This is a genomic window from Ochrobactrum sp. P6BSIII (genome assembly GCF_014138065.1).
In the GTDB taxonomy this organism is placed as follows: domain Bacteria; phylum Pseudomonadota; class Alphaproteobacteria; order Rhizobiales; family Rhizobiaceae; genus Brucella.
Genome location: NZ_JACGXB010000011.1, coordinates 83296 through 109334 on the forward strand (window position 1 = coordinate 83296; position 26039 = coordinate 109334).

The window sequence follows — 26039 nt, forward strand, 5'->3', positions numbered from 1 at the left end:
ATACTCAGGTATAGTGACATTGGCATTTTCACAATGTTAAGCTGCAATACTCTTCAATAGTACATCTTCCGGAATGCTGCGGTGATGTAATATTGATTAGCAAGAAGTGAAATGAGATTTTCTACGCTGAAATATGCGACGTTAGAACTGCCACAGGCTACGCCATTATTCATAGAGATGGCGGTAATGCTCCCGAAGTATGTTCTTTTGAACCTTGCCCATGGTGTTTCGCGGCAATTCGTCTGCAAATAGAACCCGTTTTGGCAGCTTGTAACGGGCCAGTCGTTCGCTCAAAGCGATCAGTATATGTTTCTCTTCCAACGGAGAGCCGGGTTTTTTCACGACAACAGCTGTAGTGCCCTCGCCAAAATCTCTGTGCGGTACACCAATGACTGCGCTCTCAAGCACCCCATCCAACAGATCGATTTCGCTTTCGATTTCTTTAGGATAAATATTGTAGCCGCCGGAAATTACGAGATCTTTGCCGCGGCCTACAATGTTCACATAACCTTTTTCATCGATGAGACCGAGATCGCCGGTGATGAAGAAGCCGTCGTCACGGAATTCCTCCTTGGTCTTTGCAGGCATGTTCCAGTAGCCTTTGAATACGTTTGGTCCTTTGACTTCCAGCATCCCGGTCTCTCCGCTTGGAAGTTCCTCGCCATTTTCCATATCCACCACACGGATACTCACGCCAGGCAGTGGAAAGCCCACTGTTCCTGCTATCCGATCCCCCTGGTATGGATTGGAGGTATTCATATTGGTTTCTGTCATGCCATAGCGTTCCAGAATGGCATGTCCTGTGTTGTCGAAGAAAGTCTGGTGGGTTTCGTTCAAAAGAGGTGCTGACCCCGAGATAAAGAGCCGCATATGAGCAGTGCTTTCGCGGTTTACACGCGCGTCCTGTGACAAGCGCACATAGAACGTCGGAACACCCATCAATACGGTTGCTTTTGGCAGGCGGGCCACGATCTGGTCTGGATCAAACTTCGGTAACAGAAACATCGATGCGCCGGAAATGAGCGTAACATTGCTTGCTACAAACAGGCCATGTGTGTGAAAAATCGGCAATGCGTGGATGAGCCGATCCGTAGCGGCAAAGTGCCAGCTATCGCGCAGTGTCAAAGCATTGGAGAGAAGATTGTCATGGCTGAGCATCGCGCCTTTCGAGCGTCCTGTTGTGCCTGATGTATAAAGAATGGCGGCAAGATCGTCTGGCCCGCGGTCGACGTCTTTAAATTCCACTCCGGCACCGTTTGCATGGTCCATCAATGAGCCGCCGCCCGTATCGTCGAGCGTTTCGAAGACGGCACCGCAGGCGCGGACCGTTTCGGCGAGTTTTTCCGCATTTTGCGGTGAGGCGACCACAAGGGCTGGTTTGGCGTCGTTAAAAAAGTAGTCGAGTTCGGCAACGGTATAGCCCGTGTTCAGCGGCAGATAGACCGCGCCGCACCGCAAACAGGCCAGATAAAGCACTAGTGCTTCGGCACTTTTTTCAACTTGAACGGCTATACGGTCGCCGGGGTTAACGCCGCGCTCGACCAATACATTGGCAAAGCGCGCAGACAGCGCCAGCATATCCCCATATGTCCAAATTTTCCCTGCTTGCGTCTCGATGAAGCTCGCGTCGGTCGCGGAAATTGCGTTGCGGATGGCATCAAACAGGTGATTAGGCATATATTGTTCCCAAGGAATTTTTGACTGCTTTTATTGGTGGCTGAATGGAAGCCGGGTTGCGAAGATTTGCAGAAGCGATGACCTCTCCTCTTTCTGCATAGGCTTCATGATTGCGCTCGATGTCATCAAGTTTGTAAAGATAGTTGACCATCAACCCGTGCGATTCCCGCATTGCTTTGGCGGAAACATCTCCGAGATAATTGAGGCGCTCCAGTCTGGCACCGTTGCCAAGATGGAAGCGTGCGACCGCGTCGATAACACGTCCGTTGGCGGTGCGAGCATTCAGGAAATAATGCGTGGCGGCGCGCAAGAACAGCGGTTGGATTTCGGCTGCCAAAGTATCGTTGTTTTCCCAGCCTGCGTTTTCGAGGAGTTGTCGCAATCGGTCAAGCTCCAGTGTAGTGTCGGCTTCGACACTCGCGGTCTTTAACCAGCGTCCAAATCCAGGCACGGGTGAGAGGGTGACAAAATTCTTGAGTGCCGGTATTTCACGACGCAACTCTTCGACGACCTGTTTTATCAGAAAGTTCCCAAAGGAAATGCCTCGCAGGCCGCTTTGACAGTTGGAAATCGAGTAGAATACCGCCGTATCGGCATCGTTTGCCGCGATCGCGTCGCGCTTATTATCAAGTAAAGGGCCAATCTTGTCGGGAATCGATCGCGTGAGCGCAACTTCGACAAAGATCAAAGGCTCATCCGCAAGTTGCGGATGAAAGAATGCGAAGCACCGCCGGTCCGATGGCGCCAGGCGATTTCGGAGCTCATTCCAGTCGCCAATGGCATGAACGGCTTCGTAGCGAATGATTTTTTCCAGGATGTGTGCGGGTGTGGTCCAATCAATGGAGCGCAATTGCAGGAAACCGCGGTTGAACCAGGACGTGAAGAGATGTGAAAAATCTGAATCGACCGCTCCAAGTTCGGGCATCGATGTCTGCATGCGCAGAAGCGCATCGCGCATCGTGACGAGTGAAGCTGTTCCCCGTGGGGCGGCGTTCAATCTGCGAATGAGTTCTTGCCGTCTTGGTTCCGCTGCCTCATGCAGCCTGGAAAGCGTGTCGGGATTTGGCGATGCACGGTAATCGTCGATGGCTTTATCAAGACGAGCGCCGTTGGCACCGTATCTGTCAAGGAGAGCGCTCATGAATTTACGCTGCTCGTCGGTGCTGAGCGATTCCCAGTCGGTCAGTATATCCCGCGCTAGTGCGAGGCCTGAAGCTTCTCCTTTGCTCGAAAGTAGGTGCTCACAGCGCAGCATCAGCAGTTCAAAGTTCGATTGCTTCTGCGTGGGGCGCGACGATTTTACAATGAGTCGACGACCACGGTCTGCGATCGCATCGATCATGTCGCGAAATGAGGAAATGCTGCTCATAAACCTACTCCGATTGCGCGGATTGAGAAGGTTGGACGATTTCGCCTTTATCTGTGCCGGCGCCTGATCAGCTTAGTAGTCCTGTCAGGTGCATCTTATGCTTATCCCTCTTGCATGCAAAGTCAATAAGATTGTATACAAGAATTGGATCCCTAGAACAGGATGCTCCATGTCAGAAAATATTGTCCTGAAATTGCGCGATCAGATTGAAAACGAAATTCTGAGTGGGGGCTTCTCATCCGGAAAACGTCTGGATGAGGTGCGGTTGGCTCAGCAGTTTGGCGTCTCGCGCACACCGATACGTGAAGCATTGATGCAGCTGAGTGCGATTGGCCTCATTGAAATTCGCCCGCGCAGGGGTGCGATAGTCGTGGAGCCAGCGCCAGAGCGCATTTATGAAATGTTCGAAGTAATGGCTGAACTGGAGGCCATGGCTGGCGCGCAAGCGGCGCGTCGTCATACGGAAGATGACCGCCTCGCGCTCATGGAAGCGCATCTCAATTGTACCAAATCCGCTGAAGCGGAGGATCCGGACGCCTATTATTACGACAATGACGTTTTCCACGCAGCCATTTATACAGCAAGCCATAACGGCTTTTTGAAAGAGCAGTGTGAGGCGCTTCATCGCCGTTTGCGTCCTTACCGCCGCTTGCAGTTGCGATTGCGAAATCGAATGCGAGCCTCATTTGAGGAGCATGACCGGATTGTGAAGTCCATCTTGTCGGGCAATAGCGCGGCCGCTTCTGCTGTATTGCGCATGCACATTGCTGTTCAGGGCGAGCGCTTTTCGGACCTGATTGCCCAGCTCAATGCTGGTAAATCAGGACGTTGACCAAAATGTAATAAAATCCTCTTTTAAAATTCCTCTTATCAATAATGAAATTTTATTGACATTATTTTCTTGATACTCATACTGAGTTTCAAATCGCGCTGGAGATGAAAGGGCATAGAAAAGCCTTCTCCGGGCTACGGCTTGACTTTGAATTGGCCGTGGTAAAAGTCGCGAGGAGGGAACGATGCAGATGAGAGTTGAGGACGCTGTCGCCGATGTCTGGGCGCGGTTGGATGCCAGGTCAGATCGGGTCGTGGGATTGACCAGTGATCTGGTTAGAATTCCTTCCGTCAATCCAAAATTTCAGGACCTGCCCGAAGAGGGACGTGAAGCTGAAGTGCAAGCGCTGATTGCGCGCGAACTGTCTGGTAGTCACCTTGAAATAAAGACGTTTGACGCTTTGCCGGGGCGCCCTAATCTTCTGGCTGAGACGGAAGCAGTCGGTAACGGCGACCGTGATTTGATCTTGTGCGGTCATATCGACGTCGTTCCGGTCGGTGATGTCCGCGAATGGAGCTATGACCCGTTTTGCGGCGATGTTCGAGACGGTAAAGTGCTCGGTCGCGGCACGATGGATATGAAGGCTGGTTTGGCCTGTTGCATCGAAGCACTGCGTGTGATCCGAGAAGCGGGTATCACGCTTCAGGGTAAGGTATCACTGCACTCTGTCGTCGATGAAGAGGCTGGTGGTTTCGGCGCGAAAGCCATGGTCAAAGCGGGATATTTGGCACCCGCAGCTATCATCGCAGAACCGGGTGGTGACGAGATTTTTATCAGCCAGGGTGGCCTGGAGTGGCTCCGTATTACCATTCGCGGTCGTCAGGGTCATTCGGCGTATCGGTTCACTGGTATGTATCCGCAGCCCCATCAGGAAAACCGTAAGGCCCCGCCCATCAGCGCTGCCGATATGGCTACGCGCTTCCTTGTTGCGTTGCGCGATTATGAAGCCGCCAATGCCCGCGTGAAAAGTCATCCCATGATGGCTCCGGGCATCAATCATTTTGGCGTGGGATCAGTACGGATCGGTGCTGGCCTTGGTGCGGACGGTTTGCCGATGATCATGACAAATCCAGGCATAGTGCCGGATGTCGCCGTCATCGATATCGATCATAAGTTCATGCCGCATGAAACCAGTGCTGAAATTCGTGCGGATTTTGAACAGTTCGTTGCACATTTTTGCGCTACAGATCCCTGGCTGCGCGAAAATCCGATCGACGTGAAATGGGATCTCTATGATCTCCACTTTCCACCGATGAATACGGCTGCCGACCATCAGTTGGTCAAGATCGTTACAGACAGACGTTCCAGCCTTGGCAAGCCAACGGCGTTGCGCGGTTCTATCGGTGTGACAGACGGTGCGCATTATGCGGTCGCGGGCGTCCAACCCATACGTTATGGCCCATTTGGTGCTAACCAGCATGCGGCAGATGAATGGGCCGACGTGGCGTCCATCAAGATGACCACCAAGGTCATGGCTGCCGCTATTCTTGATTGGTGTGGTGTGGCCTAAGCGATCATAAGCACTTGAAATTTCGGCAGAGTTCCTTTCCGGCGCCACACGGCGTCAACGGAGAAATCGTATCGTGATGAACTTCTTCAATCCAGTCCAGATGCGCACAAAGCGCTCGCGTCTCGCTTATCTCGTCGCTTCCGCCGGCATGGCGGCGTTGGTGGCCACAGCGCTGCCGGCGGCGGCTGAAACGCTTAATTGGGCGCGTGCGTCGGATGTACAGACGCTCGACCCCCACGCCTATAATGAAGGTATAACCCATGCCTTCAACCATCAGATCTATGAGCCGCTGGTGGCTCGCTCCGACGACGGCAAATTGATCGGCGTTTTGGCGACCGAATGGAAGATGTTGCCCGACCAGACCGACATCTGGGAGTTCAAACTGCGCCCGAATGTTACCTTTCATGACGGTGCGCCATTCACAACTGACGACGTCATTTTTTCATTTCAGCGCGCCATGGCGCCTACATCAAACGTTCGCTCACTCCTGACGGCGGTCGATAGCGTAACTGCCAAGGACGAGCATACGATACAGATCAAGACCAAAGGCACGAGCCCGCTGCTGGTCAACAATCTTGTCAATATTTTCATGATGAACAAAGCCTGGGCGGAAAAGAATGATGCTGCATCCCCGCAGGATTTCAAGGCTGGCAAAGAAGGCTATGCTGCGCGCAACGAAAATGGTACCGGGGCTTATCGTCTTGTCAGCCGTGAAGCAGACCGTCGCACTGAACTGGCAGCCTATCATAAATATTGGGGTATAGGTCAGTTTCCTCTCGATATTGATCGCATTGTATATACCCCCATCCAGTCGCCAGCCACGCGCGTTTCGGCACTTATCAGCGGAGAGGTAAATTTCCTGCAGGACGTTCCCCCGCAGGACATTGCCAAGCTGGAACAGAATCCGGAACTGCGCGTGGTCAGGGGACCTGAAAACCGCACCATCTTCTTTGGCGTCAATATGGGAGCCGACAAGCTCACTTACGGTGAAGCGAAGGGAAATCCATTCGCTGACAAGCGAGTGCGTCAGGCGATGAACATTGCAATTGATCGCAGTGTTATTGGTAAGGCGATTATGCGAGGCGAGTCTATTCCAATTGGTACTATCGCGCCTCCTTTCATCAATGGCTATACGGAAGAAATGGGCAAGTTGCCCGAGGTCAATATCGAGAAAGCCAAACAACTGATGAGCGACGCCGGATATGGCGACGGTTTCTCGGTTACGCTCAATTGTACCAATGACAGTTTTGTCAACGATGAACGTATCTGTCAGGCTATTGTCGGCATGATGGCGAAGATTGGGATCAAGGTTCATCTCGATGTGCAGCCCGCCGGTGTAGTGTTTCCAATGGTCGCCAATGGCAAGACGGATTTCTACCTGATGGGCTGGGGGGCTTCGACCTTCGACTCTCAATATGTGTTCGACAATCTTGTGCACTCCCGCAGCGAAGGACGCGGTGCGTGGAGCGCTGTGAATTTCAACAATGCCGAGATCGATGCCGAGATCGAGACGTTGGGTACGGAAGCCAATATCGAAAAGCGCAATGCGACGATTGCTGAGATATGGAAGGTCGTTCAGGACGAGAGTTTCTATTTGCCGATCCATGCGCAGATGCTGGCCCGTGCTTCGGCGAAGAAAATTCACATCACGTCGAACCTGTCCAACAGTCTCTTCGTCAAGACGATATCGGTAGACAAATGATCGCCTTCCTCCTGCGCAGACTGGGATCGGCTGTGCCAGTCATGTTAATCACAGCCTTCCTGTCCTTTGCCGCGTTTCGCTTTATCGGCGATCCGCTGCAAAATATGCTGGGACAGGATGCGACTGCGCAGGATCGCGCTCGGCTTGCCGCAGAGCTCGGCTTCGACCAACCCTTCTATATTCAGTTCTGGCGCTTCATTGTCTCGATCCTGCATGGAGACTTTGGTGTTTCAACGCGCGTCGGACGTCCCGTACTGGATTTGATTGTCGAGCGGCTTCCAGCAACTCTCGAACTCGCCGTACTTTCATTTGTCATAGCCATGGCGGCGGGCATCGCGCTTGGTGTGTTGACTGCATTGCGTCCGCGCTCCATCTTTTCGAAGCTTGCCATGACGGGATCGCTGGTTGCTGTATCGCTGCCGAATTTCCTGATCAGTATTGCGCTGATCTATATATTCTCGGTGCGGCTCGGTTGGCTACCGGCTTTTGGACGCGGCGACACGGTTAAAATCGGCTGGTGGACGACTGGTCTGCTGACGAAATCCGGCTGGCTGGCAATCATCCTGCCTGCGATCTCTCTTGCGACCTTCCAGTTGACACTCATCTTGCGGCTGGTGCGAACGGAGATGCTGGAGGTGATGCATTCGGATTATATTCGCTTTGCCCGGGCACGCGGCTTGTCGCAGCGATTGATCTATTTTTCCTATGCTTTGAAGAACACAATGGTACCGGTCGTGACTGTTGCGGGACTGCAATTGGGATCGATCATTGCTTTTGCTGTGGTCACGGAAACCGTATTTCAATGGCCGGGTGTGGGACTTCTCTTCATCAATTCCGTCAATTTTTCCGATGTGCCGATCATGGCAACCTATCTCCTTTTGACATCTCTGATCTTCGTGACGATCAATATGGTGGTTGATTGCATCTACTATCTCATCGACCCTCGCCTGCGGGTTGCGGGAGGCGTAAAATGACGTCAATTCTGCGCTTCTTTCGTTCGGACATAGGCTACGCTTATCTTCGTTCACCGGGTGCGATTTTTGCAACGGTGGTTCTGGTTCTGATACTGATTGCCGCCGTCGGCGCGCCGTTGCTGGCGCCCCAGGATATTCTCGATCCGGCGCAGCTCGATCTGCTGTCAGCCAATACCCCGCCGTGGAGCATCAACGAGTTCTCCAACCAGTTCTATATTCTGGGTACGGACGATCAGGGTCGCGATATCCTGTCTGCGACGCTCTATGGAACCCGTGTATCCTTGCTGGTTGGTCTGGCGGCAGTCCTGCTTTCGATGAGTATTGGCGTCACATTAGGATTGATTTCCGGCTATTTCGGAGGACGCATCGATGCGATCATCATGCGTATTGCAGATGTACAACTGTCTATCCCGGCGATCCTGATAGCACTGCTCATTTTTGGATTGACCCGTTCGCTTCTGCCGCCTGGCGCACGCGATACGATGGCCGTCTATGTTCTTATACTGGCAATCGGCTTTTCAGGTTGGGTCTCCTATGCGCGTACCGTGCGCGGGGCGGTGATGGTGGAAAAGCAGCGTGAGTATGTTCAGGCCGCGCTCATGATGGGGCTACCGACCCGCATCATTCTCGCCCGCCATATTCTGCCCAATGTGCGGCGCCCTATCATGGTGATTGCTACCATCTCTTTGGCGCTCGCCATTATAACCGAGGCAACATTGTCCTATCTCGGTGCCGGCTTGCCTGCCACCCAACCATCGCTCGGTACGCTCATTCGTAGCGGCCAGGATTTTCTCTTTGCCGGGGAATGGTGGATACTTCTATTCCCCGCGGTCACGCTTCTGGCGCTCGCACTGGCGATCAACGTGCTTGGCGACTGGCTGCGCGACGCACTCAATCCAAGAGGGGTTTGAGCGATGGTATCTTCAAAGCCTCCCATTCTATCGATCCGTGATCTTTGTGTCGATTTTCCCAGCCGCCACGGCACGTTTAGCGCGGTACGCAATGTCAGCTTCGACATTGCCGCGGGTGAAATTCTCGGCATAGTCGGTGAATCCGGTGCCGGAAAGTCGACTGTCGGGGCGGCCATTACCGGCCTGTTGCAGGCTCCAGGCTTCATCAGTGCAGGTGAAGTTCGACTTTCGGGCGACATCATTGATGCACGCAATATCAAAGCTATGCGGGCTTTGCGCGGCAAGCGCATCTCGACGATTTTTCAGGATCCGCTGACAAGTCTCAATCCACTATTCACTATCGAACGTCAGTTGGTCGATACGATCCGGACCCATCGTCCGATGTCGAAGGCGGATGCAAAGGCGGAGGCTATACGCCAGCTTGAAGTGGTCGGAATTCCCGAGCCCGCGCGACGCGTAAAAAACTGGCCGCATGAATTCTCCGGTGGCATGCGTCAGCGCGCAGTTATTGCACTTGCACTCTGCTCTGAACCGGAGCTGATCATTGCGGATGAGCCCACCACAGCGCTTGATGTTTCCGTTCAGGCGCAGATATTGGAGTTGATCCGTAAGCTGGCGTTGGAACGCGGCGTCGCCGTCATGCTCATCACCCATGATATGGGTGCCATTGCGCAGATCGCCGACCGTGTGGCTGTCATGCGTGCGGGAGAGATCGTTGAACTGAATGACACGCAGACGATACTCGAACAGCCCCAGCACGAATACAGCCGTGCGCTGATCTCCGTTGTGCCTCGCGGCGATGTCAAACTTGATCGGTTTCCGGTCGCGGGTGCTCCAAAGAATATCGATATTGCCATGCAATGGTTGTTGCAAGGGACTGCGGACAGCGCGTCATCGATCAATGACGCTTTGGTCGAGTTGCACCACGTGGAACAGATCTACGGCGGCAAGAGCCTGTTCTTTGGCAAGGCATCAGGCGGCTTCAAGGCGCTGCATGATATCAATCTCGACATTCGACGGGGCGAGGTGATGGGGCTGGTCGGGGAGTCCGGATCGGGTAAGTCGACCATGGCGCGTATATTCGCAGGTCTGACGCGCCCAAGTCATGGCCAAATGTTTTTCGGCGGTCAGGATGTCTTCGCTGCGCCTTTTCCGGTGCGTCAGCAGATCAGACGCGACACGCAAATGGTGTTCCAAGACCCCTATTCCTCTCTTAACTCGCAGATGCGGGTTGGGGACATTATAGCAGAGCCGATGGTACATTACGGGCTTGCAACCAGTCGCCGTCAGGCCGAACCAATCATGCTGGAGCTATTGAATGCCGTAGGGCTCGATGCCACAGCCGCGCGGCGATATCCCCATGCGTTTTCCGGTGGCCAGCGGCAACGCATTTCAATTGCCCGAGCTTTGGCAAGCCGCCCGCGCTTTCTTATCTGTGACGAGCCCACTTCAGCGCTGGATGTGTCAATTCAGGCGCAGATACTGAACTTGTTGAAGGATTTGCAGCAAAAACTATCGCTGACAATTCTTTTCATCAGCCATGACTTGCCGGTCGTTCGCCAGATTTGTGACCGTATTACGGTGCTGCAACAGGGCCGAATTTGTGAAATCAACGCCACGGAAGATCTGTTTGATTCGCCGCAGCATGCTTACACGACCAATCTTCTTTCAATGATCCCAGATATGCGAAGGCGCACACATTGTCTGATGGGAGAAATGGCATGAGTGTCAGGGATAGGTTGACCGATGGTGCTATCGATTTCACGCGGTCGGAACTGAAAATTATACGCGAACTTCTGTCGAATTACCCAGCTTCGGGGCTCAACACAGTCGCTCATTTGGCATCAGTTGCCGGGGTCAGTGATCCAACTGTTGTGCGGCTTGTGAATAAGCTTGGCTTCAGCGGGTATCCGGAATTTCAGGCCGCACTTGTCAGTGAAGTGCAGGAGCGTATGAGTTCTCCTCTTTCAATGATGGATACGCGCAAGCCTGCACTGGGGCAGAACAATTTCTATCAGCATTTTCTGGATGCAAGCATTCAGGCGCTGGGGACTGCCAAGTCGACCATGCCTGCGCATGATTTTGAAGCGGTCGTGGATGCGGCGGCCGATACCAGTATGCGCATTCACTGTTTGGGTGGGCGTTTTAGTGGCATGTTGGCCGGCATGTTGTGGGCCCATATGAAACAACTGCGTTCCGATACACACTGGATCAACGGAGCGGAAGCAGATGAGGTCGATCGCCTGATTGACCTTGGACGCAAGGACACGCTCTTCGTTTATGACTATCGTCGATATCAAACCGGCACCATCCGGTTTGCGCGACACGCTGCCGATCAAGGGGCGAAAATCATTCTATTCACCGATCGGTGGCTTTCGCCCATTGCCGAGTTTGCCGCACTCACACTCACGGCACCGGTTGATACAGCTTCACCCTATGACACCATGGTGCCTGCCATGGCGCAGACTGAAGCGTTGATCGCTGCTCTCACTACGCGCTTTTCAGCCACATCGCTGAAACGCATCCAGCGGCTGGAAGAACTACGCCGCAGCTACGCAATTACCGAAGACGCGCTCAAACCAAGCAAGTGAGCGCATTCGACCGACTGATCTCATGAGGAGAAGACGATGGCTTCCATCGAAGTAAAATTCGGCAATGATCTTTTGCGCCGTGAAAGCGCTTACGAGCGGGACATGACCTCTCTGCTGCTGGTGGATATGCAACGCATCTGGTGCGAGCCCAATCTCGATCCGACGCACCCGCAGGATGCCGACAGCTACTATCATCGCCGTCTGCGCGATTTGGTGGTACCCAATCAAAAGCGCATTCTCGAAGCAGCGCGCGCTGCCAACTGCAATGTCCTCCACACGATCATCCAGAGCCTAACAAATGATGGTCGTGATCGGTCGCTCGATCATAAACTGTCTGACATGCATGTGCCAAAAGACTCGCCTGAGGGGGCAGTGATCGACGCACTGAAGCCGATTGATAACGAGATCGTTCTACCCAAAACCTCTTCCGGGGTCTTCAATTCGACCAATATCGATTACGTACTGCGCAATCTCAACACCCGCTACCTTATCATTGCCGGCGTTGTCACCGATCAATGCGTCGACATGGCAGTACGTGACGCTTCCGACCGGGGCTATCTCGTCACGGTCGTGCATGATGCCTGCGCCACCTATACGCAGGAACGTCACGAAGCCGCACTCAACGCTTATGCTGGCTATTGCTGGATCACCGATACTGAGACCGTTCTCGCGCGGCTCAATGCACTCAAGGTCTGACCTCGAATTCTGGGAAAAAAGATGGATAATCGCACGAAAGCCGATGCGAGCCTCATGGAGCTTGCTACCATCGTCACGACTGATCTTTGTGGCATTACACGTGGACGTAGCTTTGCAGTGAACGAACTCGACAGTTACTTGCGCAAGGGTGTGGGCTGGGTGCCAGCTAACCTGGCATTGACACCATTCGACGAAATTGCCGGAGACAATCCCTGGGGCTCGAAAGGAGACCTGCGTCTGATGCCGGATGCAGAGAGCCGCGTCCGTGTTTCTTGCCTTCCAGACGAAACACCGCTGCATTTTTACCATGCCGATATTACGCATCTCGACGGTTCACCGTGGGATTGTTGCGTGCGTACTTTCCTCAAGGAGACGATTGAGGCGTACGAACGTGAAGCCGGCCTTCGTGTTGTGAGCGCGGTTGAACAGGAATTTCAGATCATCGGTGCAGATTGGCCAGATGCGCCAGCATTTGGTTTGCGTGCGCAACGTCGCACGGGCACGTTTCCTTCCCTGTTGATGCGCGCACTGGAAGAGGCTGGTGCTGAACCGGAAATGTTCCTGCCAGAATATGGCAAGGATCAATTCGAAATTACATGCCGACCCGCGCCCGTTCTTGTTGCGGCGGATCGTGGGGCCACAATTCGTGCGGTGACACGGGAAGTTGCGGCCAGTTTCGGCTGGCATGCTAGTTTTGCTCCGAAAATTTCGGCAGATGGGGTCGGCAATGGTGTCCATCTCCATGTCAGCTTCACCGATCTTGATGGCAATCCCGTAACTTTTGATCCTGATCGCCCCGGCAGGCTTTCGAAAATAGCCGGATCTTTTGCTGCTGGCGTTATCAAGCATCTGCCCGCACTCGTAGCTTTTACGGCACCGTCCGTATTGTCTTATCTGCGGCTTGTGCCGCATCATTGGAGTGCGGCTTACACCTGCCTCGGCGAAAAGAACCGGGAGGCGACGCTGCGGATTTGTCCGACCCTCGATCTACCGGGAAGCAATCCTGCACGGCAGTTCAATATGGAGTTTCGAGCCGCAGACGGATGCGCGAGTCCGCATCTGTCACTCGCGGTTCTGTTACGGGCAGGCCTTGAGGGTATCCGCGCCGAGCTTGAACAGCCACCGCTCACCAATTCCGACCCGGCCGATATGACCGATGCGGAACGCGAACGACTGGGCATCCGGAGGCTTCCTGCTAGCCTTGAAGAGGCGCTCGAGGCACTTCAACAAGACACGACCGTAATGGGGTGGTTCTCAAAGGATTTCATTGATTGTTACCTGGCAATGAAACGGAAAGAGATCAGCATCGTTTCCGGGCATACGCCTGATGAACTTTGTAGCCGCTATGCAGCTGTCTATTGATACGGGACAAGCTATGAAAGACGAAACGAGATTTTCGGCGGTGGCGGCGCGTCATGACCCAGTGAAACCACTATTAGCGATTGACGAACCGCCGCCATATACGGTTGTCAACCCCGATGGGGCATCGCCCTTTTTGCTTCTGTGTGAACATGCGTCCAATCGCATACCACGCGCGCTTGGCGATCTGGGTGTGTCATATGAGGAAAGGCAACGACACATCGCATGGGATATCGGCGTGAGCGCGCTGTCCCAGCAGCTGAGTGCCGCACTCGATGCGCCGCTGTTTATGACGAATTACTCGCGTCTGGTCATAGACTGCAATCGGCCGTTACATGTGGCCTCTGCCATTCCCGAAATCAGCGAGGCTACGCCTGTCCCTGGAAACCGTGGGCTTAGTGAGGTCGAGCGCCAGCAACGCATCGACACGTTGTTTCGTCCTTTTGCCGATGCCGTCAGGCGCAGGCTGGATTGGCGGACCGAACAGAGCCAACCCACAATTATCGTCGGTGTGCATAGTTTTACACCCGTTTATAGCGGAACGGTAAGGCCATGGCATGCAGGCATTCTGTATGGGGAAGCCAAAGTCTTTGGCCGTGCTTTGATCGCTGCCTTGGAGAAGGAAACCGGTTTGATGATTGGAGATAATGAACCGTATAATATCCATCCGGACGAAGATTACACAGTACCGACCCATGCCGATAGCCGGAAATTACCTGGCGTTTTAATCGAAGTCCGTCACGACCTCATAGAAACTCATGACGATGTTGTTCAATGGGGAAGATGGCTGACCGCAGCCTTGCTGGCGGCTGCATCTGAGTGACGAATCTTGAGGCGGGGAAAACTTCTTTTATTCACCGTCTCAGCGGAAGCTGGGTGTAATGGCACAATGCTATTCAGTCTGAAACGAGGTGCATACCGCGCTCGGAAAGCAAGTCCTCAACGCCGCGCTGGCTAAACGAAACCGATAATCGAGCCACAACGCATGTTCGATTTACAGTAGGTGGTCCAAGCGACGCTAATCTGGTCCTAGCGAATGAACTTCGACATGGAGATCGACGTCGCGGCGACCTGAACGTGATGTGCCAATTCGGCTTCGACGCGTTCGAGCGACCATCTTGTGGTCGGCGCGGCGATATTGACGGCTGCAACGGCGCGGCCACGTTCGTCGGTTACAGCGGCGGCAACCGAAATATCGCCGAGAACTGTTTCATTGGCCACGATGGCATAGCCCTTTTCGGCCGCTTCCTGAATACGGGCTTTCAAGCGGCCCTTGTCCGTTACTGTATAAGGCGTCAGCGACTTCAATACGGAGCGTTCGAAGACTTCTTCCTGCTCTTCCGACGAGCGGTGGGACAGGATGACGGTTCCCGATGCCGTGAAAAGGGCAGGTAGGCGACTTCCGACCATAATGTCGACATTGACGAGGTGCTGGCCTGGAAAGCGACCGACATAAACGATTTCCGTCCCGTCCAGTTCCTGAAGATTGGCGGTTTCACCGACCGTTCGGCTGATCTCCAGCAGATAGGGGGCTGCCTTGTGCAGGACTTCATGGGCGGAGAGATAATTATAGGCGAACTGGAGAACCTTGGAGGTCAGGGCGTAGTTACGCGTATTGTGGACACGGCGCAGAAAACCAAGCGTCTCCAGTGTGTGAACCAGACGCTGCGCTGCGCTTCGATCCAGCCCGGCCAGTTTCGCGATTTCCGAAAGCGGCATCTGCCGCTGTGGCCCGTCGAAAGCGTGCAGAATCTGAAATGTCTTTTCGGTCGATCCAACGAACAGGGACGAGCGCTTGGGATCGGCTTCCTCGCGGCCTGTCTCTCCCGACTTTTTCCCTGTATCTGCCTGCATCGACATATCGGTTCTTTCATTTTCTATTTGCTGCGAAAGCGCAGGACCGGTCGGCCCCGCGCTCGAAAGGACGGGTTGCTAAACCCGACCTCATCTCTGTATTTGCCTAACTAATTGCTCAAGAAGCAAGATCGACAGGCGATCTTTCGTACTTGTCCAGAAGACGTGCATATTCCTTCTTGAGCGCTTCGCTCAATTCGGGCTTCGGCTGGCGCAACGGCGCAAGCATGGTCGGCGCGTTGACATTGATCAGATCCATAACGGATTTCATCGGGCCCGGATTGGTTTCCGCGAATGCGTGGTTCATCAACGGGATCAGATCGCGGTGCAATGCCAGCGCTTCGGCGGTTTTGCCTTCACTTGCCAGGTCGAACATCTTGCGCCAGACGCGCGGCAGAAGATTTGCAGTCACGACGATACCGCCCGTCGCACCGGCTGCAACATGCAGCGGGAACAGGTGATCTTCGCCGCTGAGTACTGCGAAGGACGAAGCGTCAACGCCTGCCACCACACGCAGATAGTGATACATGTCGGTATTGCAGGCCTTCATGCCTATGATGCGTTCATGGCGAGACAGCTCGTGTGTGACTTCCGGATCGATGGCGATACGCGTGCGATACGGAATTTCGTAGAGCAGGATCGGCAATGGCGACTCGTCTGCATAGCGCAGGAAATAGTCGCGGATGCCAGCCTGTGTCGGGTTGGTGTAGTAAGGCGTGATAACCAGTAGAGCATCTGCACCGGCCGCTGCGAAGTCCTTGGCGGAAGCAATGGCGTCATGATAGCCAGGGTCGAGCACGCCCGCGACGACCGGGCCCTTACCTTCCATGGCCTTGGCCGAAAGCTCGACAAAGCGGTTGCGTTCACCACGCGAAAGCGCGCCGTACTCACCTGTACCGCCGAGCGGGACAACGCCGTCAACACCTTGCTGGTCGAGCCAGGCAAAAAGTGCTTCGGTGGCCTTCAGGTCGATCGTGTCGTCGCTTTGAACCGGCGTGACGAGGGCAGGCAAAATGCCGCGAAGGCTGGAAGAATTGATCATGGATAGTCCTTTCATGCGTATTCAGTAATTGGTTCAGCGCGTCATGCTGCGCTGACGCAAACGGTCGGCGACGAAAATCAGCACCGAGATAAAGACGAGGAGGCACGTCGATACCGCAGCGATGACCGGTGATACCTGAAGGGTCACTTCATCCCAGAACTGCTTTGGCAGGGTTGAATTCAACCCGCCCGACGAGAACAGTGCGATTGTGAGTTCGTCGAAGGAGGTCGCGAAGGCAAAGAGAAATGCCGAGAACATGCCTGCGGCCAGCATGGGGAAGGTGACATAGGCAAGACTCTTGACCGGGCTCGCGCCCAGACTTTGTGCTGCGAGATCGAGACGCGTGTCATAATTGCGCAGCACTGCAACCATCGTCATCACCACATAAGGCACGCAAACCACCGTATGGCCGATAATGAGGCCGACGGAGGTTCCGACCAGTCCGAGTTCTGCGAAGACATAGAACAAGCCGACCGCGATAATGATGCGTGGAGCCACGATGGGCGACAGTACGAAGGCGAGGATTGCCGCCTTGCCGCGAATATTGGCGCGAGCCAGCAGAAAGGCCGCGGGAATCCCGATCAGCATTGACAAAATACCTGCACCGAAAGCCACAACTAGCGACCGCCACAGCGCTTGAGACCACACTGGTGTGTTCCACATCTGCTCATACCACTGCATGGTAAAGCCGGAAGGCGGCCAGTTGAGCCCGGAAGCGCTGAACGAAATCGGGATCATCATGATGGCTGGCAAGCTGATGAGGATCAGCAGAGTCCAGACAAAACCGCTCAGCAGTTTCGGTGATTTCTCCGCGTCGGAGCTTTTGCGGCTGCCGGGGAAAAGTGCAATTAGTCGGTCACTGATATCGCCAATGACAGCAAGGAATCTGGCACCGGCACGACGAGCGGCGGTATCGCGGTTCACATTGGCGGTTGCTGTTTCGCCGGTCAGGCTCTGGAAGCCGAAAATCCGGTCATAGATGATGAAAACCGCAAGCACGACCACCAGAAGCAGCACGGATATCGCACCGGCCAGACCCCAGTTCAGCGTCTGCTGCACCTGATCAATGATAAGCTGGGTGATCATGGTTTCAAAGCGACCGCCCAGAAGCGATGGTACGATGAAGAAGCCGATTGAGGTGACGAAAACCATGATGGCTGCGGCTGCCACGCCCGGCATGGACAGCGGGAAGTAGACTGTCCAGAAGGCAGAGCCTGGACGGGCTCCAAGCGTCGAGGCGGCGCGGGGCAGATTGCGGTCAATGTTTTCCATTACCGACAGCATGGTCATGACGGCGAGCGGCAGCATGGCATGGACCATGCCGACGAGAACCGCGCCGAGACTGTAGATAAGGTTGGCCGGACGGTCGATCACGCCAATCGCCAGCAGGAACTGGTTGATAGCGCCATTGCGGCCAAGAATAACCACCCATGCAAAAGCGCGCACCAGAAAGCTTGTCCAGAAGGACAGTAGCACGAGGAAAATCAGCCAACTCTTAGCCTTGGGGCCCGCCGTCGAGATCAGATAGGCCACCGGATAACCAAGCAAGACGGAAAGTGCGGTGGTCGCCAACGAGATCTTGAGCGTGATCCACAGGACATTGAGATAAAGGCTGGAAGCAAAAAGCTGCTGATAGGCGGCAAGCGAAAAGCCGTCGCGGCCGACAAAGCTCAACGACAACAACTTGCCGACGGGATAGACGAGGAATGCGAGCAAAAGCACGATCAGCGGTGCGATCATGAGCAGTTGCTTGATCCATAGCGGCATCGGCTGTTTGCTGGAACGGATTGGGAGAGCGGTCATGGTCAGGCCTTCCCGTTACCGACAATGGTGACCGCGTCGGTGCCGTGCCAGGATAGTGCCAGCACGTCGCCGATCTGGAAGGCGCGACCGGAGATGCGCGTCGGGAAAGCGGCAACCAGTTCCGGGAGGGTTTCGTCTTCAGCGCGCATATAAATCTTGGTCAGGCTGCCCGTCACCATAACATCGGTTACTGTAGCGCGAAGTGCCGAAGATTCGCCGTCGCTTGCCAGCGTCACGGCAAGGTTTTGCGGGCGGATCATGACATGGATGGATGCGGACGGCTGAACCGGACCGTTGCTGAGCGCGCGGGCCTCAACGCCCTTGGCGCCGATGCGGACAATCGCTTCGTCACCATCGATCTTTTCGACCGTCGCGGGCAGCAGGTTCGATTCACCGAGGAAGTCGGCGACAAACAGCGTCTTTGGCCGGAAATAAAGATCAGCTGGCGTGCCGAGCTGTTCGATATTGCCGGAATTCATCAAGCAGATGCGATCCGACATCGTCATCGCTTCTTCCTGATCATGTGTCACATAGATGATTGTTGCACCGAGCTCACGGTGAATGCGCTTGATTTCAAGCTGCATGTGTTCGCGCAGCTTCTTGTCGAGCGCGCCGAGCGGTTCGTCCATCAGGATAATCGAAGGCCGGTAGACCATGCAGCGGGCCAGTGCCACGCGCTGCTGTTGGCCGCCGGAAAGTTCTTTCGGATAACGCTGTGCAATATGCGGAAGGCGGATCATTTCCAACGCTTCGGTCGCGCGTTTGCGCGCCTCTTCGGCGGCCACTTTGCGCATCTTCAGCGGAAACGCGATGTTCTCCAGAATGGTCATATGCGGGAACAGAGCGTAGTTCTGGAACACCACACCAATATCACGCAGATGCGGTGCGCTATAGGTCACATCCTCGTTGCCGATCAGTACCGCGCCATTGTCCGGGCGGGCGAGGCCTGCAATCAGGCTGAGAAGGGTTGTCTTACCCGATCCCGATGGGCCGAGTAGGGTCAGGAACTCGCCTTCGGGGACGAGAAGGTCCGTTTCGGCAAGTGCGATAAAATCGCCATAGCGCTTGGCGAGTTTCTGAATGGTAAGGCTGGATGAAGACATGGCAATTCCGCTGGGCTAGAGCGCGTTTCGATCAATTCGTGCTGGATCGGCGCTCTAAATTTTTTGTTTTACCGAACATCGTATCTGCTCGAAGTGGCAGGCCCGGCTGGCGCCGGACCTGTTGCTTCGGGTTAGCTCAAGAGCCAGCTATTATAACGTTCGATGGCCTTGTCCTGATTGTCGTACCAGTACTGGGCATTGATCTTGACGCCATTCTTGATGTGATCCGGGAAGGTCGGGCAGTTCTGCGCAACTTTTGGATCAATGATGTCGAAAGCTTCAGGCTGGGTAACGCCAGCGGCGAAATACTCGACGAGCTGGGCCTGACGCTTCGGATCAGAGGCGAACTTGATGAATTCCCGGCAGGCGTCGGCATTCGGCGTTCCGGCGAGGATCGCCCAATTATCAAGGCCCCAGATGTTCTGATCCCAGACGATTTCAACCGGCGCACCGCCCGACTGGGCCGACTGCGCACGCGACACCCAGGTTGGGATCATGTCCACTTCGCCGGAAATCAGCATCTGCTCAACCTGCGCGCCACTGGTCCAGAATACCGAAACATCCTTCTTGATGCGGTCGAGCGACTTGAAGGCGCGGTCGAGATCGCATGGGTAGACATCGGCATTAGCCACGCCGTCCGCCATCAGCGCCTGTTCGATGGTGTCGAACGGGTGCTTGCGCAGTGCGCGGCGACCTTCAATCTTCTCCAGATTGAAGAAGTCGGACCAGGATTTTGGTGCTTCGCGGCCCTCAAAAGCGTCCGTGCGATAGGCAAGGACGGTGGTGTAAACATTGTTGCCCACGCCATAGTCCGAAAGATATTGCTTCGGCAGGCTGGCGATGACGGCTTCACTTTCGAGGCCGTGCTTTTCAAGATATTTCTTGTCTCCAGCAGTGAGCATGAGAATGGCCGGTTCGCTGATCTTGGCCATGTCCCAGGTATAAGACCCGGCATCAACCATCGAACGGATTTGCGCGGTCGGTTCCGCATTGGCCTGAACGCCCACGACTTCGATGCCGGTTGCTTCCTGGAACGGACGGTAGAAAACGGCACCGTAAGCCTTGGTATAAATGCCGCCATCATCACGCACGACGATGCGCTTGCTCTGGGCGCGAGATGGCGTCCAGATCGCTGGCGTGGCGAGAGCGACTGCACCTGCTGCGGTGGTTTTCAGAAACTGGCGGCGTGACCAGATGGAATTCTTGATTGTCATATTCGTTCCCTTTCAAAGCAATGCTGAACCCGACAAGTCTGTCGGCTCTGGAGGATTTTATTGGCCTGTCGTGTCGGTACCCGCTCTTGCTGGCGGTATGAGACGGCCAGGGTTGAACAATCCTTTCGGATCGATCGCTGACTTCACGGCCCGCATCAGGGCCAGATCGGTGGTTGTCTTGTAACGCTCCATTTCCTGAAGCGAGACCTGTCCGACACCATGTTCGGCGCTGAATGTGCCACCCAGCGCAAAGGCGGCGTCATTGACGGCATGGCGGATATCGGCGGCAATCGCATCGCGATTTTCCAACGATTTCCAATCGTCGAAGGTGAAGAATGGAATGAAGTGCACATTGCCGTCGCCCAGATGGCCAACGATGACGAGCGAGGCATTGGACGCGAGAGCGAGAACCGCAGTGCTTGCGCGATCAATGAATTCTGCGGTCGCTGCAACCGGCACGGCACAATCCGTCGTCAGTCCGACGCCAGCCTTCTTATTGGCTTCGGAAACGCTGTGGCGTACTTCCCACATGGCGGCACGCTGGGCTTCGCTGCTGGCGATGACGGCATTTTCAATCAAGCCGTCTTCGAAAGCCTCTCCAAGCAGACTTTCAAGTGCTGCATCAAGATCATCCTCGCCACCGCTATCGGAAAGCTCGATCAGCAGGTGCCAGTCATGTTCCGTATCAACCGGTGATCGGCGTTGCGGGACGTTTTCCACCACCAGATCGAGTTGAAGACGATTCATCAATTCATAACCGGAAAGCTTGGCGCCGTAACGCTCCTGCACAGTTGTCAGGAGCTTGACGGCGGTATGAGCACTCGAAAGTCCAGCCCAAGCCACGACGTGCCGGATCGGCTGCGGATGCAGCTTCAGGACGGCGGCAGTGATGATGCCAAGCGTGCCCTCGGAGCCGATGAATAGATGCTTCAGATCATAGCCGGAATTGTTTTTGCGCAGTGCCTTGAGATCGGACCAGACAGAACCGTCCGGCAGGACAGCTTCCAGGCCGAGGATGTTTTCGCGGGTATTGCCATAACGCAGAACCGATGTGCCGCCCGCATTGGTCGCGATGGTGCCGCCAATCTGGCAGGAACCTTCAGCACCGAGGCTGACCGGATAATAACGCCCGGCATCGTTTGCTGCCGTATGGATATTGGCCAGGACGCAGCCTGCGTCGACTTCCATCGTGTTGTTCACGGGGTCGACATTACGGATGCGGCGCATCCGTTCGAGACTGACGATAACGGGCGCTGGGCCATCCCTTGCGGGAACGGAGCCACCAACCAGACCAGTATTGCCGCCTTGCGGCAGAACGGCCACGCCGTGGCGATTGCAACAGGCGACGATAGCCGCAACCTGTTCCGTGTTTGCCGGGCGCGCAACGCAAAGCGCTTCGCCGCTATATCGTCCGCGCCAGTCTTCGGTGGCATGAGCCATCTCCGCGGCATCGACGATCACTGCGTCAGCGCCAATTAGGTCAATCAGTTCCGCAATCACTGGCACTGTCATTTTCCCATTTAATTGTTATGCAATTACTTTGATTGAAATATGATAGCGAATAATTTCTGGAATGCAATAATGAGTCTTCGATGCCGATAATTTCTCAAAAACTGTTCACAGGGAGAGGAATGAAAAGAGAAAACCAGTTCTACTCACAGGGTCTTTTGAGATTGTGGGTCACTTGTAATGACTATGAGCGCAATCGTTGCTTCCATTCCGATCCGACATTTCGCCGAGAAAGCGTGGCAAAAGCAGCACCTGTCGCGCTGTTGGGGAATTGCACTATGATATGAATTGAAGCGCCGCTATGGCGCAGTAACAGTTGCGGTCGTTACGATCAGCAATCTCATGATTTCGGCTATACCATCCTTTATCCAAACGAATTTAGAATGACGCAGCGCGCATTAAATGGTCGCAATGAACTGGCTTTTGTGGGGTAGAAACGCAAGGCTGACCTCAGCCGGTTTATCAACCGGCAGGCGTGACGGGTGCGATACAGAGGAGGATCAGTTCTCTATTCCCAAGTCGCCTATGAGTGCTTCGCGTTTTGCGAGCGCATCTATTGCTTGATCGCCAAGCGCACGCGCGACCAGATTGAGCAGTCCCTCGCAGAAGACGATATATGCGCCCATACTGTTGCTGAAGAAGCTGCTGTTATGGGGAATGAAAAAGGCATGTTTTGAGGGCACGACGAGTGGAGACGCACGGGTATCGGTGATGGCAATCACATCAATGCCGTGTTTCGCGGCCACCTTTGCCACATCGGCAACATTGCGTGTATAGGGTGCGCAACTCGCCACCACAATGACATCCCCATGCGAAAGCTGGGCAATACTTTCGGCTTCCCCAAGCCGTGGCGCATCCAATAGGGCGACGTCACTGCGGATCATCGAAAGCCCGTAGGTCAGAAAACTCGCGAATGCATGAAATTGCCTCACCCCATGAACGCGAATGCGCCCTGCGTGGGCTAACAGCGCAGCCGCCTCTCGCAATTGGGTATTGTCCAATTGTGAGAGAAACCCATCGATATTTGCCTTCGATTCTGCCGAAATTATCTCGACGACATGCAATTCTTCATCGGGTTCTGATTTGACCGACATGAGCTTGCCCGCTTGCCGGCTGTAAAAATATTGCTCATCATCCGCGATGGCCTCCCGGAAAATGTTTTGTAAGTCACCGAAACCGCCATAGCCCAGTCGCTGTGCGAGCCGGGTCAATGTCGATGCATTGATGCCAAGGATATCGGCGAGTTCAGAGATCGAGCGCACGGCTGTTTGTTCTGGCACGTCGACGAGGCGCGAGAGCACATCCAGCGATTTGCCGCCTAATGATAAGCCTGCCGCGCCGCGCCGAATATCGACCGTCAAGGCACGCAGCTGTTCAAGCGTCTGCGGACGTGAGAAATCGGTCGATATACTGCCACCGGTCATCCATGAACCTCATACGGGACTGAGCGCATCGCTTCGAAAACGAAAGCGCGGAGAAGATTCGAGATTATCATAAACGGCGCATTCAACACTATCTGTGCCAATCGCAAAGTTTGCTGTGGCCAGCGTATTCTCATTGTCGGGGTCATCTGGCTGCATGCGATAAATCGGCAGCGCCGTTCTTTGAGCATCGCGGAGAATGGTCAAAGGGTCGGCAGATGCTGTCTCGCAAAGGGCGAGCAATTCATCTCCACGTTCCTGTCTCGACTGCGACGAGTCCGTCACGACCTGTTTTTCTTTGATCGTGGTCTCGTGGATCAGATGGTTGGCATGGCAGGACTGCGTGACCACTGGAATAACCGATACACTGTCATGCGTGAACTCGACGCTGAAGATCTCCGATTCACCCGGGCGGGCGAGCGTGAGGTGGAATGCGCCAGCGCGCGGTGAGACGTGCAAGAGATCAATGGCTTCATCCAGTGAGGCACAATCGAGTAGGGCGCGGGTCAGCACCATGCGCGGAAGCCCGTTGCCGCTTTGGCGAGACCGGATATTGTTCACCGTCATCACAAGCCCAGCATCATTGAGCGCAAATGTGTGGCCCGGAAGAGAGGCGGGATAAACAAACGCACTGAAAGTGCGGCCCGACTTCGGCTGAATGGTTGCAATTGCACAACCAGCCCGCAATCCGGGATCCCCATCCTCATTGTGCGCGACCCCCGGTTTGGCCCCGGGTGTCTGAACGGTTGTACAACCGTCAGGGCTTAAAGCCCACACATCACCACGGCAGTTCCATGCAAAAACATCCTTGAACGGGAGGTCCAGACCGTCAGCCAATCCTGTCAACTCGTCAAGATAGTCTGGGAAGTGTTTTTCCGTCAGCGAGAGCGCTTCTTGTACGCGCTCACTGTCCTTGAATCTGGTGACGACTGCCCAGGCATGGGTACGAATCAGATGCCGATGCGCAAGTGCTGCGCCATGCTGTCCCAATGCTCTTCCGATTTCGAAGGATGTGCCTTTGACCGCGATTGCCGACAGCCGATTGGAGACATTAATGGACATGTTGAAGGAACTCGCGCAGACGGGGATTTTCGGGATTATCGAGCAACGTAGCCGGGCTTCCATCGACCGTGATCTTGCCGCCCTCCATGAAGATCAGTCTGGTGCCCACTTGTCGGGCGAAAGCAATCTCGTGTGTAACAACAATCATCGTCATGCCCTCGTCGGCGAGCGATTGCATAACTTTGAGCACCTCCTGCCGCAGTTCTGGATCCAGTGCAGATGTGGGCTCGTCGAAGAGCATGAGTTTGGGCTTCACAGCCAGGGCACGGGCGATGGCAACACGCTGTTGCTGTCCACCAGACAATTCCGAAGGATAATGTCCGCCGCGTTCGCCTAATCCCACTTTGACCAGTAAAGCCTGTGCCTGCTCTATTGCGTCGGCTTTCGAAACGCCGCGCACGCGGCGCGGACCGAATGCCACATTCTCGAGTGCAGTCATTTGCGGAAAAAGATTGAACTGTTGGAACACCATACCAGCTTCCTGACGGATCAGGCGCACGCGTGAACGCCCGTCGCGAACGCTGATATTGTCGACGATCAGGTCACCGGCATCGATTTCTTCCAATGCGTTGATACAACGCAAGAGCGTGGACTTTCCCGAACCTGAAGGGCCGATCAAGACAACCACCTCACCGGCATTGATGCTGAGATCGACATCCTTGAGAACTGTGATCGGGCCGAAGGTCTTTGTAACGTTCTTGAACTCGACGATGCTCATAGGATGCGCATCCTTTTTTCGGTGAAGCGGAGAGCGAGGGTCAGAACGCCGGTCATGATGAGATACAGTATCGCAACCGCGGTCCAGATTTCGACGGCTCTAAAGTTGGAAGCCATGATCTCTTGACCTTGGCGGGTCAATTCTCCGACGCCGATCACGATGAATAGCGAGGTGTCTTTGAGGCTGACGATGAACTGATTGCCGAGGGGAGGGATCATGCGGCGGAACGCTATGGGGCCAATGACATAGGCCAACACTTTCCACATGGGCAAGCCAAGAGCGAGGCCCGCTTCTTTCAGGCCCTTGCTGACCGAAAGTAAAGTACCGCGAACGATTTCAGCAATATAGGCACCAGCATTGACGACGATAGCAGTCACGGCTGCTGTCATCGGGTTCACACGAATATCCGCGACCATTGGTAATGCGAAATAAATAAACATTACCTGTACGACGATGGGGGTGCCGCGAATAATCTCGATATAGATAAAAGCAATAGCGTTCAGCAGCCAGTTGCCATAGGTGCGCATGAAGCCGGTGATTGTTCCAAGAATAGTGCCGCCGACAAGACCGGCGAGTGCAATCAGGATGGTCAGGCGCGCTCCGCCCAGAAGGGCAGGCAGTGCATCTATGACCACCGACCAGTCAAACTGCATTGGTGTGCTCCCATAGAATGCGCGTCGGTAAACCCGACG

22 protein-coding genes are annotated in these 26039 nt (G+C 54.7%); 10 read left to right on the top strand and 12 right to left on the bottom strand.

Translation table 11 applies throughout. The features are described 5' to 3' along the window. Positions 1-165: 165 nt before the first annotated feature. A complete protein-coding gene (locus tag FHW00_RS16250; RefSeq protein ID WP_078337384.1) occupies positions 166-1677 on the bottom strand; it encodes a malonate--CoA ligase in 1512 nt (503 codons plus the stop codon). Continuing rightward, positions 1670-3046: a malonyl-CoA decarboxylase gene (locus FHW00_RS16255; RefSeq protein WP_078337383.1), complete on the bottom strand. Its 1377-nt coding sequence runs from the start codon at positions 3044-3046 to the stop codon at positions 1670-1672. The genes FHW00_RS16250 and FHW00_RS16255 overlap by 8 nt, the downstream gene beginning before the upstream one ends. A gap of 169 nt (positions 3047-3215) precedes the next feature. Between FHW00_RS16255 and FHW00_RS16260 the strand changes: the two genes are divergently transcribed. From FHW00_RS16260 to FHW00_RS16305, 10 genes are all read left to right on the top strand, one after another. Then, positions 3216-3878: a GntR family transcriptional regulator gene (locus FHW00_RS16260; RefSeq protein ID WP_078337382.1), complete on the top strand. Its 663-nt coding sequence runs from the start codon at positions 3216-3218 to the stop codon at positions 3876-3878. 184 nt (positions 3879-4062) lie between these two features. Further along, positions 4063-5388 carry a M20/M25/M40 family metallo-hydrolase gene (locus FHW00_RS16265; protein ID WP_445558209.1) on the top strand — a complete coding sequence of 442 codons (1326 nt, stop codon included), beginning with the start codon at positions 4063-4065 and terminating at the stop codon, positions 5386-5388. A 76-nt stretch (positions 5389-5464) separates the two neighbouring features. Further along, the gene (locus FHW00_RS16270) at positions 5465-7090 is read left to right on the top strand and encodes an ABC transporter substrate-binding protein (RefSeq protein ID WP_445557882.1); all 1626 of its coding nucleotides are present in this window, start codon (positions 5465-5467) and stop codon (positions 7088-7090) included. Further along, positions 7087-8064, top strand: coding sequence for an ABC transporter permease (locus FHW00_RS16275; protein ID WP_078337381.1), 978 nt, complete (start codon positions 7087-7089; stop codon positions 8062-8064). Before FHW00_RS16270 ends, FHW00_RS16275 begins: the two co-directional genes overlap by 4 nt. After that, a complete protein-coding gene (locus tag FHW00_RS16280; RefSeq protein ID WP_078337380.1) occupies positions 8061-8975 on the top strand; it encodes an ABC transporter permease in 915 nt (304 codons plus the stop codon). The genes FHW00_RS16275 and FHW00_RS16280 overlap by 4 nt, the downstream gene beginning before the upstream one ends. A 3-nt stretch (positions 8976-8978) precedes the next feature. Continuing rightward, a complete protein-coding gene (locus tag FHW00_RS16285; protein ID WP_078337379.1) occupies positions 8979-10700 on the top strand; it encodes a dipeptide ABC transporter ATP-binding protein in 1722 nt (573 codons plus the stop codon). Then, positions 10697-11566: a MurR/RpiR family transcriptional regulator gene (locus FHW00_RS16290; RefSeq protein ID WP_078337378.1), complete on the top strand. Its 870-nt coding sequence runs from the start codon at positions 10697-10699 to the stop codon at positions 11564-11566. The genes FHW00_RS16285 and FHW00_RS16290 overlap by 4 nt, the downstream gene beginning before the upstream one ends. A 36-nt stretch (positions 11567-11602) precedes the next feature. Next, positions 11603-12262: an isochorismatase family cysteine hydrolase gene (locus FHW00_RS16295; protein ID WP_078337377.1), complete on the top strand. Its 660-nt coding sequence runs from the start codon at positions 11603-11605 to the stop codon at positions 12260-12262. A gap of 21 nt (positions 12263-12283) precedes the next feature. Next, positions 12284-13624: a glutamine synthetase family protein gene (locus tag FHW00_RS16300; protein WP_078337376.1), complete on the top strand. Its 1341-nt coding sequence runs from the start codon at positions 12284-12286 to the stop codon at positions 13622-13624. A gap of 13 nt (positions 13625-13637) precedes the next feature. Beyond that, positions 13638-14444 (top strand): N-formylglutamate amidohydrolase, encoded by an 807-nt coding sequence (locus FHW00_RS16305; protein ID WP_078337494.1) that lies wholly within the window; start codon positions 13638-13640, stop codon positions 14442-14444. A 206-nt stretch (positions 14445-14650) separates the two neighbouring features. Here the strand turns inward: FHW00_RS16305 and FHW00_RS16310 are convergent, their stop codons facing one another. The 10 genes from FHW00_RS16310 to glnP all read right to left on the bottom strand — a co-directional run bounded on the left by FHW00_RS16310 (position 14651) and on the right by glnP (position 26000). Then, the gene (locus tag FHW00_RS16310) at positions 14651-15481 is read right to left on the bottom strand and encodes an IclR family transcriptional regulator (RefSeq protein ID WP_445558210.1); all 831 of its coding nucleotides are present in this window, start codon (positions 15479-15481) and stop codon (positions 14651-14653) included. Between the two features lie 112 nt (positions 15482-15593). Beyond that, a complete protein-coding gene (gene dapA, locus FHW00_RS16315) occupies positions 15594-16517 on the bottom strand; it encodes a 4-hydroxy-tetrahydrodipicolinate synthase (protein ID WP_078337375.1) in 924 nt (307 codons plus the stop codon). Between the two features lie 33 nt (positions 16518-16550). Continuing rightward, positions 16551-18320, bottom strand: a complete 1770-nt coding sequence (locus FHW00_RS16320; RefSeq protein WP_078337374.1) for an ABC transporter permease subunit — start codon at positions 18318-18320, stop codon at positions 16551-16553. 2 nt (positions 18321-18322) lie between these two features. Continuing rightward, on the bottom strand, positions 18323-19423 hold the full coding sequence (locus tag FHW00_RS16325; protein ID WP_078337373.1) for an ABC transporter ATP-binding protein: 1101 nt from the start codon (positions 19421-19423) through the stop codon (positions 18323-18325). Between the two features lie 131 nt (positions 19424-19554). Continuing rightward, complete coding sequence (locus FHW00_RS16330; protein WP_139364337.1) at positions 19555-20637, bottom strand: extracellular solute-binding protein; 1083 nt, start codon at positions 20635-20637, stop codon at positions 19555-19557. A gap of 57 nt (positions 20638-20694) precedes the next feature. Next, positions 20695-22149 (bottom strand): FAD-binding oxidoreductase, encoded by a 1455-nt coding sequence (locus tag FHW00_RS16335; RefSeq protein ID WP_078337372.1) that lies wholly within the window; start codon positions 22147-22149, stop codon positions 20695-20697. A gap of 497 nt (positions 22150-22646) precedes the next feature. Further along, entirely contained in the window at positions 22647-23570 is a 924-nt protein-coding gene (locus FHW00_RS16340; RefSeq protein WP_078337371.1) for a MurR/RpiR family transcriptional regulator, read from the bottom strand. 9 nt (positions 23571-23579) lie between these two features. Then, positions 23580-24692 (bottom strand): C45 family autoproteolytic acyltransferase/hydolase, encoded by a 1113-nt coding sequence (locus tag FHW00_RS16345; RefSeq protein ID WP_445558211.1) that lies wholly within the window; start codon positions 24690-24692, stop codon positions 23580-23582. Next, complete coding sequence (gene glnQ, locus FHW00_RS16350) at positions 24619-25347, bottom strand: glutamine ABC transporter ATP-binding protein GlnQ (protein WP_078337369.1); 729 nt, start codon at positions 25345-25347, stop codon at positions 24619-24621. The genes FHW00_RS16345 and glnQ overlap by 74 nt, the downstream gene beginning before the upstream one ends. Then, entirely contained in the window at positions 25344-26000 is a 657-nt protein-coding gene (glnP, locus tag FHW00_RS16355) for a glutamine ABC transporter permease GlnP (RefSeq protein WP_078337368.1), read from the bottom strand. The genes glnQ and glnP overlap by 4 nt, the downstream gene beginning before the upstream one ends. Positions 26001-26039: the final 39 nt, after the last annotated feature.

What these genes read in the sequence shown, in the direction of transcription:
- FHW00_RS16250 (WP_078337384.1), bottom strand. Translation starts at nt 1,677, where the DNA reads ATGCCTAATCACCTGTTTGATGCCATCCGCAACGCAATTTCCGCGACC.
- FHW00_RS16255 (WP_078337383.1), bottom strand. Translation starts at nt 3,046, where the DNA reads ATGAGCAGCATTTCCTCATTTCGCGACATGATCGATGCGATCGCAGAC.
- FHW00_RS16260 (WP_078337382.1), top strand. Translation starts at nt 3,216, where the DNA reads ATGTCAGAAAATATTGTCCTGAAATTGCGCGATCAGATTGAAAACGAA.
- FHW00_RS16265 (WP_445558209.1), top strand. Translation starts at nt 4,063, where the DNA reads ATGCAGATGAGAGTTGAGGACGCTGTCGCCGATGTCTGGGCGCGGTTG.
- FHW00_RS16270 (WP_445557882.1), top strand. Translation starts at nt 5,465, where the DNA reads ATGAACTTCTTCAATCCAGTCCAGATGCGCACAAAGCGCTCGCGTCTC.
- FHW00_RS16275 (WP_078337381.1), top strand. Translation starts at nt 7,087, where the DNA reads ATGATCGCCTTCCTCCTGCGCAGACTGGGATCGGCTGTGCCAGTCATG.
- FHW00_RS16280 (WP_078337380.1), top strand. Translation starts at nt 8,061, where the DNA reads ATGACGTCAATTCTGCGCTTCTTTCGTTCGGACATAGGCTACGCTTAT.
- FHW00_RS16285 (WP_078337379.1), top strand. Translation starts at nt 8,979, where the DNA reads ATGGTATCTTCAAAGCCTCCCATTCTATCGATCCGTGATCTTTGTGTC.
- FHW00_RS16290 (WP_078337378.1), top strand. Translation starts at nt 10,697, where the DNA reads ATGAGTGTCAGGGATAGGTTGACCGATGGTGCTATCGATTTCACGCGG.
- FHW00_RS16295 (WP_078337377.1), top strand. Translation starts at nt 11,603, where the DNA reads ATGGCTTCCATCGAAGTAAAATTCGGCAATGATCTTTTGCGCCGTGAA.
- FHW00_RS16300 (WP_078337376.1), top strand. Translation starts at nt 12,284, where the DNA reads ATGGATAATCGCACGAAAGCCGATGCGAGCCTCATGGAGCTTGCTACC.
- FHW00_RS16305 (WP_078337494.1), top strand. Translation starts at nt 13,638, where the DNA reads ATGAAAGACGAAACGAGATTTTCGGCGGTGGCGGCGCGTCATGACCCA.
- FHW00_RS16310 (WP_445558210.1), bottom strand. Translation starts at nt 15,481, where the DNA reads ATGTCGATGCAGGCAGATACAGGGAAAAAGTCGGGAGAGACAGGCCGC.
- dapA (WP_078337375.1), bottom strand. Translation starts at nt 16,517, where the DNA reads ATGATCAATTCTTCCAGCCTTCGCGGCATTTTGCCTGCCCTCGTCACG.
- FHW00_RS16320 (WP_078337374.1), bottom strand. Translation starts at nt 18,320, where the DNA reads ATGACCGCTCTCCCAATCCGTTCCAGCAAACAGCCGATGCCGCTATGG.
- FHW00_RS16325 (WP_078337373.1), bottom strand. Translation starts at nt 19,423, where the DNA reads ATGTCTTCATCCAGCCTTACCATTCAGAAACTCGCCAAGCGCTATGGC.
- FHW00_RS16330 (WP_139364337.1), bottom strand. Translation starts at nt 20,637, where the DNA reads ATGACAATCAAGAATTCCATCTGGTCACGCCGCCAGTTTCTGAAAACC.
- FHW00_RS16335 (WP_078337372.1), bottom strand. Translation starts at nt 22,149, where the DNA reads ATGACAGTGCCAGTGATTGCGGAACTGATTGACCTAATTGGCGCTGAC.
- FHW00_RS16340 (WP_078337371.1), bottom strand. Translation starts at nt 23,570, where the DNA reads ATGACCGGTGGCAGTATATCGACCGATTTCTCACGTCCGCAGACGCTT.
- FHW00_RS16345 (WP_445558211.1), bottom strand. Translation starts at nt 24,692, where the DNA reads ATGGAAGCCCGGCTACGTTGCTCGATAATCCCGAAAATCCCCGTCTGC.
- glnQ (WP_078337369.1), bottom strand. Translation starts at nt 25,347, where the DNA reads ATGAGCATCGTCGAGTTCAAGAACGTTACAAAGACCTTCGGCCCGATC.
- glnP (WP_078337368.1), bottom strand. Translation starts at nt 26,000, where the DNA reads ATGCAGTTTGACTGGTCGGTGGTCATAGATGCACTGCCTGCCCTTCTG.